This is a genomic window from Bifidobacterium criceti (genome assembly GCF_002286935.1).
GTDB lineage: Bacteria > Actinomycetota > Actinomycetes > Actinomycetales > Bifidobacteriaceae > Bifidobacterium > Bifidobacterium criceti.
Genome location: NZ_MVOH01000002.1, coordinates 22082 through 37195 on the forward strand (window position 1 = coordinate 22082; position 15114 = coordinate 37195).

Below are 15114 nucleotides of genomic sequence, written 5' to 3' on the forward strand. Positions count from 1 at the left end.
GGGATCACGGTTCCGGATTGAACGTGTTCCAATACGGGAGCACCTCAGGTTCGGCATCGTACGCCTTGACGACGTCGTCGGGCAGGTATTCCCTGCGCACGGCGACCTCATAGTTGTATTCGGTGAACCACGAATCGTCCATGATGAAGTAGCCCTGATGGCCGACCGGCTTGCCATGCGCCGTCGTGCCCCACGAATTCTCGACCTTCCAGCGGATCGGCTTGCCGTCCTCGCCAAGGTCGACGCCGGCGATCATCATCGCATGCGTCGGCATGCTCTGGTTGTACTGGAAGCGTTCGCCTTTGTCCATCTTGAACTCCAGGCCCATCATCTTCTGCACGTCATACAGGTTGAGGGACATGATGCCCTTGACGAAGTCGGAATCCTGCAGCACATCGCAGCCGAACCACACCGGTTCGCCGGCCTTGAGCTGCTTGATCGCCGCCTCCTTCATGACGTCGATCGGCACGTTGACGTAGCGGCAGCGGCGCTTCGCGCCGAGCACCTCGCCCGTCATGTCGATCTCATAGGCCTTGTTGTATGCCATGCCTTCCACCGGCAGGTTGATGACGCCGATGCAATCGCCGAGCTTGACATCGCCCAGATACTTCTTGTAGAACTCAAGCGGCGTCAGGCCACGGTCGGCATGGTACTTCTTGTCGGTGTCGCGGTAGACGAAATCGACCTTCTCCGGCGGCTCGCCGAAGCTCACACACAGCACACGGTAGATGTCGGACAGCATGTCCTTGCGCGCGGCGTCGATGTCCGCATCCGACTTGCCGTCCGCGACAAGCTTGCGCAACGCGTACGCGTCCTCGCGCAGCATGCGGTTGAGCAGCGCGTCGAGCTCGGACGAGTTCTTCGTCGCCGCCGTCTCCGGCATCGCCTCCTCAGGGACGACACCATACTTCTCGACGAGTGCGACGATCGGGTCGAAGTCACCGCCGTCCTGTTGCGGGGTCGCGAGCAGGAAGTCGACGCGGCGGTCATCAAGGTCGCTTTCCGCGTACTTGACGATGTTCTCCATGAAGAAGTTCGATTTCTCGAGCTTGTCATAGAAGAAGTTGTACGCCTGCGACAGCTCGAAGCTGCCCTTTGGCAGCTTGAGCTTCTTCTCCATATGGAACCGCAGGAAGTTGAGCGCCGAATACATCCAGCAACGGCCGGACTGGCGCTGGTTCGCGACGGCTTCATCATCCACGTCGACGGAGAACACGAAATTGTTCTTCGTCACGACGACGTGCTCACGTTCGCTTGAGGCGTGGATGCCATTGTTCTTGACGGCCTGCTCCGCGATCTGCTGAGCGGCGTCCTTCTTGTACGCGTCTGCCATCTTCAGCAGATCTTCCTTGGTTAGTTCCATGATGGATCCTTTCTCCTAACCGTTGCGCTTACTCGAAATAAGTCCTGAATTCGTATCGTGTGGCGTCGTGTGCGGCGGTCGGTCACTCGAACAACGTCCACGGCTGGCTCGGACGGTCATACAGGTACCCTTCCTGCCAATTCCACTGCGGATGTTGGCGCAGGAACGCGGCCGCGTCGAACGGTTCGCCATCCGCGCGTCCGAAGATGCCCCACATCCTCATGTTCACGATGTCGTCGGCGTCCGCGCACTTGCCGTCGCACGAACCACCGGGGAAGAACGGCACGTTCCACACACCGTGCGGATCGTCCGCGTAATATTGCGGATCGCAGTCGTAATGGGCGCAGATGTCACGCGAACTCGCGCATTCGTATCCCAAATACGGATCGAATTTGTCGGCGAGGATCTTCTTCGCCATATCGTCGTCGATGCGCCCCGCGACCTCGGGCATGAGCTGCTCAAGGCGCGTGCGACGGCCGCCCGTCTGCTGGCGCGGGTCGTTGTAGCCGTTGTCGACGCATTCGAGGTTGCGGATGCGCGGATTGTGCGCGGCGTTGCAACCGTAGTACCAACCATCCTTCGTGCGCAGCAGCTCCTGGTGCTTGAGGCCCTGCTCGTAGCGCGCGATCTCGTTCGTGTTCGTGTCCGCGAGCAGCCAGATGTTCGCGTATCCGCCGTTGTTGCCGTCGTTCTCGATCGCAACCCATTCGTCGATCGTGTGCGCGTATTGCGACGCCTTGCGTGAACGCACATATTCGGGGACACCGTCGACGTCGTAGCCGACGAAGCCCGCGAGTGTCGTCTCCGTGATCGCGAGTCCCGCGGACGTCACGTAGAAATCGGTCATCGAACTGATGTATCCGGGGATCGTCTGCATCTTCATCGCGAAACCATGGCTCGGCTTGATCATTTCGCACACGTTGAAGTACTGTCCGCTCCAGAAATCATCGAAACTCTCGTGCGCGATGACGGGGCGTCCGTCCGTCGTCGCGGAACCGGTCGCGACGAAGCCCGTGCAATGCGAACCCTTCGGCCCCATCGGCGGGTTGTTCGAGTACTGCGCGGCGACCTGCGGCCACCAGTAACCGGTCAGTTCCATCCACGCGTTCCATCCGATCACGTCGTCGAGCGTCGTCGGGAACCCACCGGCCGTGAATCCATCCGCCATGCCCTGCATCTCATCGAGGTATTCCTGCGGGATCTTGTCCTTGTGCAGCTTGACGGCCTGCTTGACGAAGAACTCGTAGTCCATGCCGAGCGTCTCGAGCGTCATATGCGTGTAGACGCGGATCGCATCCTTGAATTCGTCGACGAGCAGATAGCCGTGCTCGAAGCCGATCTCGTATGGCTCCCCTTCCACGGTGATGTAGTGCCAGCCGTTGATGTCCTGCCTGTCCGCCTTCGCGAGCGCCGCCTGTTGGGCTTCGGTGAGTTCCGCCATGGTCATTGCCATCCTTCGTTGTCCTGTTTGCTATGGCACACGTTAGGTTCGGGCGGCATATGTGCGGAAACCGTTTCAATCAAGGCATAATCATTTACGGTTTTCCATAGTTGATATCGGGAAAATCATTGATTTCATGTTTATTTGTGAATCTTTTTTGCTGACAACTATATATCGGCGCCGGTAATTGGTGCGTATCCCCCGATTGCACCATTTACCGGCGTTTCCTGTGTGCGCGCCGTCGTGCGCATGCGCATTCCGCAGAGTGGTACGCTGACGCGGCGTCCAGCGTACCGGAGTGCGGCATAGATGCAGCGCGGTGGGCACTGTGGGGCGTCAGAGCGTGAAGCCGAGGGTTTTCGCGGCCTCCGTCGGGACGGGGTCCTCGCACCAGAAGTCCTCGAGGTTCTCGACGGTCGTCAGGCTGCGGATCTCCGCGTTGTCGATGTAGAGTTCGCCGCTCAGATGGTCGGTTTCGTGCTGGAAGATACGCGCCGGCCATCCGTGCAGACGTTCCTCGTGCGGTTTGCCGTTCTCGTCGTGCCACCGCGCGATGATGTCGAGCCAACGTTTGCGCACCGCCTGATACCCTTCGAAACTCAGGCACCCTTCATAGAACGAGCGTGTCTCCTCCCCGACCGGCGCATACGACGGGTTGATGATCACGTGGAACGGGAATTCGGCGATCTCACGCGGGTCGTCGTCCGCGTCCGCATGGTCCTCGACGACCGCGAGCGCAAGGTTGAGTCCGATCTGCGGTCCCGCAAGGCCGACGCCGGGGGCGTCGAGCATCGTCGTGCGCATCGTTTCGATGAGTTTGTCGAGCGTGTGTTTGCTCAGCTGCCCGTCGTAGCGCACGCATTGCGCGCGCAGGACCGGTTCGCCCGCTTCGACGATTGGCAGCACGCCGTTCTCCGCCGTTTTGAGCAGTCGTTCGACGTCCCTGTTGAGTGCGATGTCGACGCGTTTGTTCGATCCGAACATCCGTTTCTCCTTCTCGTTCTTCCGTTCTCGGTCTTTCATATTGCCGGTTTGGTGCGCACCGCGGTCGCGACGCGCACCGTCATGATGTCGCGCGCGTCACAGCGCGAGTTCGTCGGCGACGACTTTCGCGAGGCGCGCCGTGACTTCGTCGGCCTGTTCCTGTGTCGCGGCTTCCGCCATGACGCGTACGAGCGGTTCGGTGCCCGACGGGCGCAGCAGGACGCGTCCGGTGTCGCCGAGCAGTTCCTCCTCGCGCGCGACGGCGGCGAGGACCGCCTCGTTCGTCTTCGCCGCCATCTTGTCGACGTTCGGCACGTTGATGAGCTGCTGCGGCAACTGCGGGAAGTCGGCTGCGAGGTCTTTGAGGCTGCGTCCGGAATCGACGATCTCCTTGCACAACGTGAGCGCCGTGAGCGTGCCGTCGCCCGTCGTCGCGAATTCGCGGTTGATGACGTGTCCGGATTGTTCGCCGCCGAGGCTGTAGTCGCCGCGCAGCATCTCCTCGAGCACATAGCGGTCGCCGACGTTCGTCTGCACGGTCTTGATGCCCATGTCCTTGAGCGCGAGTTTGAGGCCGAGGTTGCTCATGACGGTCACGACGAGCGTGTCGTGGTTGAGTTTGCCTTCGCGCTGCTTCGCGCGCGCGAGGATGCCCATGATCTGGTCGCCGTTGACGAGCGTGCCGTCTTCGTCGACTGCGAGGCAGCGGTCCGCGTCACCATCGAACGCGACGCCGAGGTCGGCGTCGGACGCCTTGACCATCGCCTGCAGCTGCTCGGGATGCGTCGATCCCGCGTTCTTGTTGATGTTGTATCCGTCAGGTGACGCGTTGATGACGATGACGTCGGCACCGGCGCGGCGCAGCGCCTCCGGTGCGACGACGGACGTCGCGCCGTTCGCGCAGTCGGCGACGACCTTGAGTCCTTTGAGTGGTTTCGTCTGTGCGCCGTCGACGATCGGAGCGACGGTCGCGACGAGGTGGTCGATGTACATGTTCGTCGCCGTGTTCGAATCGTGGCTCACACGTCCCACGCCCGCTCCCGTCGGACGTTCCCAATCCTGTCCGAGGACCGCTTCGATCTCGTCCTCCTTCGTGTCCGGGAGTTTGAAACCACCGCGTGCGAAGAACTTGATGCCGTTGTCTGGCATCGGATTGTGCGATGCGGAAATGACGGCGCCCATTTCCACATTGAGTACGCTCGTCAGATATGCGACGCCCGGTGTCGGGATGATGCCCGCGTCGATGACGTCGAATCCACCCGCGGACATGCCTGCGGCGAGCGCGTTCGACAGGAAATCGCCCGAGACGCGCGTGTCACGTCCGATGAGTGCGCGGCGGCGCCCTGTCTTCCGGTCGTTTGTCCCATCATCGTCGCCGAGCACGCGCACGGCGGCGTCCCCCAGGTCGAGCGCGAGCTGCGCGGTCAGATCACGGTTGGCGAGACCGCGGACACCGTCGGTTCCAAACATACGTGGCATATCGTCCTCACTTATATGCATCCAAGACCGGATCCGACCAAACCATACGGCCGGACCACACGTGCACGATTCTACTGCACCCGCGCCCATTGCGATGCCGAGCGAAACGGTATGCTGACACCGGTCTGAGCGTACCATCGCGAACACGTCCCGCACCGCGGTACGCTGACATGCGCCTGAGCGTACCACCATGCGATAAAACATGAACGGCGGTATGGTGGCGTTTGTTCAATACCACCTTCGCTGGGATCATATCCGCCGCTTTGACGGAGATGCTTGCTTACGATGGTTGATCACCAGCACGGCGACCAACACAAACAGCGCGAGGACCACGATGATCAGCGCCCATGCCCACACCGGCAGGCACCCCCACACCGATTGCGTCGAAGTCTGCGATGACGCATACGCCTCAGGGGAAACCCTCTCCTGCTCATCATTCTCATCAGACGCGTACAGATAGTCATACTCAGTGAACGAACCCGGTTTGACCTCCTTGGGCACGAACTCGTCGGCCTTGTCCGCCGTCGCCGTCGCCGAGTATCGCATGCAATCCGAACCACCGTCCTTACGGCACTGCTCAACCTGCGCCCACGCCGTCTTCTGCCGTTCATACTCCACACCGACCTTCACCGCGTCACGCTGCACATCGATCGACTCCGGGAACGGCTCGGTATGGCCCCACAACGTCTTCTTCCAGAACGAATCCGTACGGTCGGTATACATGCCCTGCGTCTGCTCATGCGCCTCGCTGTTCGTCACCGCCGCCTCCAACAGAGGATTGATGTCCGGATACTGCGACGGGTCCGTCGACAACAGCTTCGCCACATCAGGCTGCCCATACCCGTATTTGTGCGCAGGATCCAGCTTGCCCGCACCCCACGGGTTGTTCTTCGTCGAATGCACCAACGCCTGCAGGATCTGGTTGCCCGTCGCATCCGGCCACCGCTGCATCATCAATGCCAGATACCCCGCCACCATCGGCGCCGCCAACGAATTACCCTGACCATCAGCACTCAACCTCTTGGGGTTGCCCGAATTTGGAGTCGATATTCTTGCCCCGGGCGCAACGAATGACACATTGCCGTCCTTCGTATCCGACGGCCCCTCGTCCAGCTTGCCTTCCGGCCCCACAGCGCTCACCGCCAACGTCCCCGGAAAATACGTCACATCCATCGGATCCCCCACCAGATCGTCAGTCCCCGGCGTCTGTGTGTCCCAACGCGCGTTCACGATGACTACACCCTTGCGCAACGCCCTGACATATGTATCCACATCTGGATGCTGCATCGAAGTAAATGACATGTTCACCACACGCGCACCATCATCAATCGCAGCCGATAGCACACGATTGATGGCTATGCCTCGACCACTATCAGTCATGCAAGTTGCATTGTTGAATGATAGATTGGACTTAGATACATCGACGGGGTAGGCGGTCACGCTTGCGTCCGGTGCCACGCCCGTCATACCCGGATTGCCGTCATATCCCTTGCCAGACCCCACGATCACACTTGCCACTTCCGTGCCATGCGTCGACAGGATATCGGAGCTCTTCCTGTACGGCTCATCCACCGTCAACACAATATCCTCATGATCCTGCGCATGGCACCGCGTAGCGCCATCCGGCAAAACAAGCCTGTAGGATATATCCGCATCCGCCAACGCCGGATAATCCGACACCACATCCGAATCCAACACCGCCACCTTCACACCCTTGCCCGTGACACCCTGCGCCCACGCATCACGCACACCAGTGGCATCCACATACCACAACCCCGCATCCACGGCCAACGCCGACGGGACGACCGCCAACACCACCGCGCACACAGCGGCGCACACCGACGCCACACCACAACGCAACCGCATTGCACCTCTCGTTACCGTTACACCCCTCATTTTTCCTCAGTCCCCTGCTTGACCAGACCATTGCATGGTTCCATCGATTTGCGCGCAAGCGCACATGCGCCGGCTGCAATCCGTCCCGCCATTTTCACCCTTTACGTTTTGGAGACTGTATGCGTACGCTTTGTCAGACATTGCCGTCTGACACCCTCGGGATCCGCCCCATTGCCCAGTCATGCCCATATAGGTCACTGAAAACGTTGTCACTAGCGTTTGGTCGATACTGCGAAGCAACCCCCGCAACACTTCCCATCCCTGATGGCAGCCACACCACGATGCGACATGGTGGAAAAGTAACACACACATGCACGAAATGACAAATTACGCTCATTGCGCATCTCATAACGAAAGAGGAGATTGCTCCTGATATCATCCACATCTCGTCATGGAGGGCATGCCCCTATACGACAACGCCCACGGCACAATCTCACGCATACCGTACGATGGAGGACATGAGTTGGGAGACAAGAACAACAAGGACCCCAATCAAAGCGGAAGAATCCAATTGGCACGACATTCACCAAACCATCCCTCTTTGATGACACCGTTGTCATACCAGATCAGCGCCGTAATCCGAGCGTGCGATCACGCCCGGTCCACTCGGCAACCCTGACGCAGATACGTGAACCCACACATCCAACACCCATCAGCCCAATACCCATGACATGAACAAGGAGCGCCATGAGCACACCCAACGGCTACCAATGGAATCAGGGGAACCAACAGCAGCCGCAGTACCCGCACTACCAAACACCATATGAGAACGGCCCACAGCCGACGCCTGCGGGCGGACCGTGGCCATCCAACGGCGCAACGGACGCGGTCCCCTGGTACAAGCGGTGGTATTTCTGGGCGGTCGCCGCGCTCGCCGTCATACTCATCGGTGTGCTGATATGGCTCATCGTGAGCGTCAATGATGACAAGGACACGAATGCGCAACAGGACAACGGCTCCGGACAGCCGACCACATCGCAATCGCAGGACGCCAATGGAACAACACAGCGTGGTGGCAAGACAAAAAATGACGCAACGGACGCCTCAGATGGCGAAGACATGTCCGACGACACCGACGCGTTCGAATGCGACGCGAACGGCTACTGCCGCATGAAGAACTACGGCCACTACGCTCCCGACTACGACAAAATGATGGACGACAATTCGGGAGCGGGCGCCTCCGATGCCGCCACAGGCGATGCCCGTGCGTCCGACAATGCCGATTCCCTCGATAAGATGAACGATATGATGATGATGGCGGTCACATACAGGGATCCCAGTTATTTCTCCGCCTACATGACCGGCATCTACAGACAACTTGGGGTTTCCGATGCGGATTGCCGTATGCTGGAAGACCTGAATAGGCGTCTGGTCGAGGATCTCATCAAACTGACTACGGAAAAGGATCCAGACGCACGTCAGGCCATCAACGATGATTACGATCGAGTACAGGACCGGATTGACGAAATCCTCGACAAATACTGACGGCGTCGCATACCGACCATATGGATGGGGGCGGACCGTGGCGATTGCCATGGTCCGCCCCCATAGGTCTGGAGAAGAGTAGGTTCGTCAGTCCTTGCTCAGTCACGCAACGGCGTGTAAGCGAGCTGGGCCATGAACAGGCCTTCGTCGCGCGTGACGATCTGCGCGCGCCCGGGAACGGCACGCTTCGGCTTGAACCGGCCAATGAGCTGCCCCTCATTCGGATCGCCGGACAGCATGATGCCCGGCATACCCAAGTCCTGGCACGCCTGAATGACCGGGTCATACATCGCACGGCTCGCACCACCAGTGCGGCGTGTGAGAATCACATGCAGTCCTACATCGGTCGCCTGCGCGAGGAAGGGCACGAGCGGACGCAACGGGTTGCCGGCGTTCGTGGAGACGAGATCATAATCGTCCACCAGCACGTATACTTCGGAACCTTTCCACCATGAACGGGTGCGCAGCTCCTCAGGCGTCAGGTCAGGGCCGGGCATACGCGTCTTGAGGTATTCGGCAAGCTCCTGCATCTGCGCTGCCGCATCGTCGGGCGATGTGATGTAGCCGGCAAGATGCGACTGGGGAATCTGGGCGAGGTTTGCACGACGGTAGTCAATCATGAAGATCTTCGCCTCATTGCCGGCGTATTCGCGTTCGATCTCCTTGCAGATGAGACGCAGGAACGACGATTTTCCAGATTTTGATTCGCCGAAGAGATAGCACAACGGATACGTGTTGAGGTTGAACCCGATCGGAGCAAGCGCATCCTCGTTGATACCGAGCACAAAATTGCCTGGTACATCGATGATCTTCCTATAGGATTCGTTCTGCTGCATGTACGCGAGCAGCTGTTCGTGTTTCAGCATCTCCGGCAGCAGCCGCAGCTTCGGACCGGGCTTGCCCTGCCATGCACGGTTGACTTTCTCAATGAGGTCTTCGACGCCGTCGCCGACCGTGGCTGGGTCGTCCCCGCCATCGATGCGCGGCAGACCGCCCATCATATGCAGTCCGGAGGGGCTTACACCACGACCGGCCATGCCCATCGGCACCGTCTGGGCGACTTTGCGGTCGATGACGGAATCTCCCGGCTCGCCGAGCCGCAGTTCAAGTTTCGTGCCGACGGAATCCGCGATGTTCGCCCGGATTTCCATCCAGCGGTTCGCGCTGAGGAGTACGTGCACACCATAAGTGAGACCACGTGCCACGATTTGCTGCACTTTCGGTTCGAGTTCCTCGTAGTCGGCGCGGAAATTGCCCCACCCATCGATGATGAGGAACACGTCACCGAATCCGTCATTGATCGCACCTTCGGCACGTCGACGACGGTACGTTTCGATGCCGTCGATGCCTGCTTTCTTGAAGAAGACCTCTCGACTCGCGATGATGCCACTAATCTCGGCGATTGTTCGGCGCACTTTCTCCTCCTCGTTGCCGGCGGCGACACCACTGACGTGTGCGAGCCGCTGCAATGGTGTGAAGGAGCCACCGCCGCAGTCGACGATATAGAACTGCGTCTCGTGTGGGGTGTGCGTCAGCGCGAGTGAGGTGACGATCGTGCGCAGCATCATGCTCTTGCCGCTCAATGGACCACCGACAAGCGCCATATGACCGCCCGCTCCGGAGAAGTCAAGCGCCATGACCTCGCGCTTCTGTTCGCGCGGCTTATCCTCGATCGCGCACGGGGCGACAAGCGCGCCCCTCGTGCGCCAATACGGGGAGATGAGACCGAGGCCTTGCACGACCTGCAGATCCGGCATGAACCTGTCCAACGTATCCGGTGTCGTCAACGGCGGCAGCCACACCTGGTGCGCCGACGTACCTTTGCCGCGCATCTGCTCGACGGCGTACTGGAACGTCGTCATATCCCCATCGAGCCCATCCGGTACGCCTGATACATACGACGCACGGAACCGCGACATCGTGCCATCCGGCTTCTTGAGATACCCGATGCCCGGCAGGCTCGGCAACTCGAACGCATCCGTCACACCAAGCACCGCACGCGACTCGCTCGCCGAGAACGTCTTCAAACCGATGCGGTACGACAGATGCTCATCAAGACCACGCAACTTGCCCTGCTCGAGACGCTGCGACGCGATGAGCAGATGGATGCCGAGCGAACGTCCCACCGCGCCGATGCGCACGAATGACTGTACGATGTCCGGCTTCGCCTTCATCAACTCGGAGAACTCATCCACGACCACGACGAGCGACGGCAACGGCTTGAGGTCACTCCGGCCGCCGTTGACGCGCAGTTCCTCGTATTCGGTGATGTTCGCCAGATTACCGGCATCACGCAGCAGTTCCTGACGACGGTTGATCTCACCGTCCAACGCGTCCTCCATACGGTCGACGAGCGACGCCTCACGCCCAAGGTTCGTGATGATCGACGAAATATGCGGCATGCCATCCATACCAGCGAACGTCGCACCACCCTTGAAATCGATGAGCACAAAATTGAGCTGGTCGGGCGAATGGCTCAACGCGAGCGAAAGCACAAGCGTGCGCAGCACCTCCGACTTGCCCGAACCCGTCGCACCGACGAGCACACCATGCGGGCCCATGCCGCGCTGGCCCATCTCCTTGATGTCCAACATCGCCGGCGACGTATCGTCATACAAACCGATTGGCACATTCAGGCGCGTGCGACCGGTCCTGTATGCCCACAACGCATCGAGGTCGATATGCGTGAGATCCGCGATGCCGAGCAGGCTCGGCAGGTCGTTGCTCTTCTTGCGCGACGGTGCCGCCACATCCGAACCTGCGCTCTCCTCATTGAGCGACATGTCACACAGCCGCCTCGCGACGGCGCGCGCCTCACCTTCGCTCAATGCGTCCGCATGCAGTTCGAGCGGATGTTTCATCGCCGTCGATGACAGTTGGATGATCCCCGCGTCGAGTGTCTGTTCGACGACGTTGAGCCCCCGCTCGACCATGGTCTCCGAGAACAGCATGCGCAGCACGTTCGCGTCGGTCAGGTCATCCCATGCGTCGGGCATATCGATGACGGTCACGCCGTCAAGTCCGGCCTCGTCGAAGACACGTGTCTGTTCGCCAAGCGTCCTGGCGTCATACCCGTCATTGATGATCAGCAAATGCGGCTCGGAGGAATAGTCCGCGGTGCTGAACACGCTTCGGCTTGTGATGTCCGACCCGACGAGTGCATCCACGTCATGCACGTTTGACGTGACCATGTACCGCCGTGAGGAAACGGACTCACCCGCATAGTCGCCGTCGGTATACGCCCCTTCCGTCCGGGCATGGGGCAGCATGCGCACCCACTCCCATGCACCGATCCTGTCCTCAGTCGCGAGGACGGCCACTTTCAGATGTTCGGGCGAATGCCAGACCGTGGCCTGCGCAAGCAGGGCGCGCACCAATGGCTGCACCTGCTCGGGGTCACCGAGCATCTCGATGCGCTTGTAGTGTCGCATGTCCACAGTGAACGGCATATTGCGCAATTTCGCATGTGCGATGAGGAACCGGTGCGCGGCGGATGCGGATACCGGGTCAAGCTGCGCGAGCGCCGAGACTTCCGGGGATTCGAGTTTGACGCTCAGGTCCTCTTCATGGGTGCCCACCCGCAATGTCATGAAGTCGTCATCGGAGGGCATGCGTTCCCAGCACCGTGCCGGCTCGCATGCGATCGTCACGAGCGCCTCCGGCGACGGCGAGTTCCACAGTGCTGCGCTGCGCTGACGGTAGGCCGACGTGCGCACCGCCTTGCGTGTCTGCGCAAGATAGGTGAGGTATTCGCGCCGTGACGCGGTGAGGTTCGCCATACGTTGCGAGCGTTGGCGCACGCCGTTGACGACGACGAATCCCATCGAGGACAGCATGAACATGCCGCCAGTAAGTATGCCGGTCAATCCGCCGTTCGTCATCAGCATCATGACGATCGCGCTCACGGAACCGAGCAGCGGCACCATTGATGTCAGCAGTGTGTTGACGCCGTCGCTCGCTTCGAGTTCCGGCGGCGGCTGCAGCACGATTCTCCCCTTCGGCGCCACAGGCCCCTGCAGACGGTCCGATTTCATTTCCTCACTCACGCGCTCCTCCTTCGCGCCGTTTCCATGATGCTGCCGGTCATGTCACCGAATGACAGGCGCGCACCAGGTTCCACATGTTCCCTATGGTCCCGCTGCAGTCGTCTTTCCTCGCCGTCGATGGTGATCGACGTGCCGTTGAGGCTGCCCAGATCGGTGATCCAGATGGTTCCATCGTTGATTTCGATGCGTGCATGGCTTCGCGACATCGTCCCCGTCGTGTCCTTGACCGTGACAGTGCCGTCGCCGTCCTCCACAGCAGTCGGTTTCCTGCCCACGACAATCGCCCCATGCGTCGGCAGACCTATCCGTGTACCATCCTCAAGATACATGATGAACGCACGTTCCTGCACCGTATCCACGACCGGTCGTTGCGGGAGATCGACATGTATGCCTCCTGAGAGTGGTCGCTGCTGATGTTGTGCCGCAGATGGCCTCGCCGGCAGATCGACTTCGGGGCGAGGCACCGCATGCCGCATCCGCTCCTGTCGACGTGGTGTCCGAGCTGGCATTGCAGGTGTCGACGCCACAGGGGCCGGCACGGGCGCAGGCGCCGGGGCCGGAACGGGGGTGGAAACCTCGGCAACAGACACCGACGTTCCGGGAGCCGGCACAGCAAGCGGCTGCGGCACCGGAACGGCGGGCGCGGACGGCAACGTCTCTATGTTCGGAGCCGGCGCTGCAGGCGGTTCGATGCGTTCCGAGTGCCATTCACCCGACGGACTCCGGGAAGGCTGTTCCGGTACCATCCGCGGTTCCGGCACGGCATCCGTTTGCGTCCGTGACGTGAAAAGGACATCGAATGATGAGTCAAGCGGCGAGCCCACTGTGCTGATGTTGAGCAACAACGGGCGGTCGATATCCACTTGGACGAGGGATGCGATGCCGTCCGCCCAGTCCCGGCGCACCGCGGCCTTCGACGAAAACGCCGATGAGCACATCTCCGCAATGAGTCCAACACCGACCGCGCACGCGCAGAGCAGCAACATGCCGTATTTCTTCGCGATGAGCAACATGCCGGCCGGCAGCACACCGCCGGTGCGTGTCATCACACATTCCTCGCGCACGGTACGCGTGCCGGTGATGAGCTTGCCGACCGTCTCACCACGCGCGCCTTCCCAGATCATCATCGTCAATACGAGCTCAACGGACACGATGACCGTCAATATCGCATCATGGCTCAGCAGATGGGTGGTGCTCGCAGCGACGACGAGCACAGCGAAGTCGATCCAATTCGCCGCGATCTGTTTGCCACACGATGCAACCGCGTAGGTCTTCTCCTGCCGTTGTATGGACGATGCACCAATGACGACGCTCATACGACTCCTCTCAACCATTCCACGAGTCCCGCGGACAGGAACGCCGCGACCGGCGCAAGACACAGCGCCGCAAAGCAACATCCGTCCCCCAGCCGGGACAATGCCAGCGAATAGAACCCATTGTTCTGTGAAATCATGCCGAATCCCAACGCAAGTCCCACCACCGCACACACGCCGATGACCGCGAGCGCCATATGCGCCCCCATGTGTGGCAGCGCCTGCGGCATATGGGACACAAGCACACACAATGATGCGACCGCGGCGCCTCTCAGCAGGAAACGTTCGAACGGACGGCCGGATTGACGCGGTTTCAACGCCAGGTACAGGACGATTGCGATGCCTACGGTGAGGAACGTGACACGTTCCAGGGCGGCCGAATAATCGGCACATCCCGCGAGCGCGATGAAGGACATGATGATGCATGCCGTGCAGCAGATTGTGCCTGCCGTGTATTGGGCGAGGAACCGTTGCATGTCCTCGTGCACGTCATCATCGGTGAGCATGCGCGCATCTTCGGGGATGCTGCCGCGTACTGTCCAACGGCGTGTCATATATGTGCGCCACTGCACGAGATAGCGGTCAGGGACGCGCACGACGAGGTTGGCCATCATTTGCGTGCCCCACATGCCCATTGCGATGCCGAACGCCGCAAGGATTGATGGGCGCACATCGAGGCAGATCGCCGTCGCGCAGCTGAGCGCCGCGAGCAGAAACACGATCATGCATACGCGCACCATGCCAATCAATTGCGGATGGGCGACGCGTGTCGACATGATTGCCGCTTCGATGCCTCCTGTACAGGCCATGCAGAACACGGCGATGATGGCTGGATGCGATGTGGGGATGAGTGCCGCCCCGCAAATGCCCGCGCACATCGCAAACCAGATGCCGGCACTCAGGTACCATGCGGCGGCATTATGCTCATGCCGTTTCAGGCAGCCAAGACATGCGACATCGGCGACGAGTGCCGCAAGCGTGAGACCTGCGACAATGCCACCTATGATGCCGATGGCCGCACGCGTCTCCATTGCCGGAAACGAGTATGGCAGGATGGCGGCACCTGCCATAAGACCCATGATGATGGGCAAGGTCAGATGCACGCCA

The 15114-nt window shown here is 60.4% G+C and carries 9 protein-coding genes; 1 reads left to right on the top strand and 8 read right to left on the bottom strand.

The genetic code is table 11. The features are described 5' to 3' along the window. Positions 1-4 precede the first annotated feature (4 nt). From B1526_RS00465 to B1526_RS00485, 5 genes are all read right to left on the bottom strand, one after another. Positions 5-1363: a C1 family peptidase gene (locus B1526_RS00465; protein WP_095614178.1), complete on the bottom strand. Its 1359-nt coding sequence runs from the start codon at positions 1361-1363 to the stop codon at positions 5-7. A gap of 82 nt (positions 1364-1445) precedes the next feature. Next, positions 1446-2804, bottom strand: coding sequence for a C45 family autoproteolytic acyltransferase/hydolase (locus tag B1526_RS00470; RefSeq protein WP_095614179.1), 1359 nt, complete (start codon positions 2802-2804; stop codon positions 1446-1448). Between the two features lie 336 nt (positions 2805-3140). After that, on the bottom strand, positions 3141-3788 hold the full coding sequence (locus B1526_RS00475; RefSeq protein ID WP_095614180.1) for a peptide deformylase: 648 nt from the start codon (positions 3786-3788) through the stop codon (positions 3141-3143). 96 nt (positions 3789-3884) lie between these two features. Continuing rightward, positions 3885-5267 carry a phosphoglucosamine mutase gene (glmM, locus tag B1526_RS00480; RefSeq protein ID WP_095614181.1) on the bottom strand — a complete coding sequence of 461 codons (1383 nt, stop codon included), beginning with the start codon at positions 5265-5267 and terminating at the stop codon, positions 3885-3887. A 249-nt stretch (positions 5268-5516) separates the two neighbouring features. Further along, a complete protein-coding gene (locus B1526_RS00485) occupies positions 5517-7133 on the bottom strand; it encodes a S8 family serine peptidase (protein WP_157908651.1) in 1617 nt (538 codons plus the stop codon). A 717-nt stretch (positions 7134-7850) separates the two neighbouring features. Here B1526_RS00485 and B1526_RS00490 point away from each other — a divergent pair. After that, positions 7851-8648 carry an anti-sigma factor gene (locus tag B1526_RS00490; RefSeq protein ID WP_095614183.1) on the top strand — a complete coding sequence of 266 codons (798 nt, stop codon included), beginning with the start codon at positions 7851-7853 and terminating at the stop codon, positions 8646-8648. A 98-nt stretch (positions 8649-8746) separates the two neighbouring features. On the opposite strand, the gene eccCa is transcribed toward B1526_RS00490, so the two are convergent. From eccCa to B1526_RS09035, 3 genes are read right to left on the bottom strand one after another with little or no spacing between them, the layout of a single operon-like run. After that, entirely contained in the window at positions 8747-12694 is a 3948-nt protein-coding gene (gene eccCa / locus B1526_RS00495) for a type VII secretion protein EccCa (protein ID WP_235606952.1), read from the bottom strand. Continuing rightward, positions 12691-14010 carry an FHA domain-containing protein gene (locus tag B1526_RS00500; protein WP_157908652.1) on the bottom strand — a complete coding sequence of 440 codons (1320 nt, stop codon included), beginning with the start codon at positions 14008-14010 and terminating at the stop codon, positions 12691-12693. Before B1526_RS00500 ends, eccCa begins: the two co-directional genes overlap by 4 nt. Further along, a complete protein-coding gene (locus B1526_RS09035) occupies positions 14007-15077 on the bottom strand; it encodes a hypothetical protein (protein WP_157908653.1) in 1071 nt (356 codons plus the stop codon). The genes B1526_RS00500 and B1526_RS09035 overlap by 4 nt, the downstream gene beginning before the upstream one ends. Positions 15078-15114: the final 37 nt, after the last annotated feature.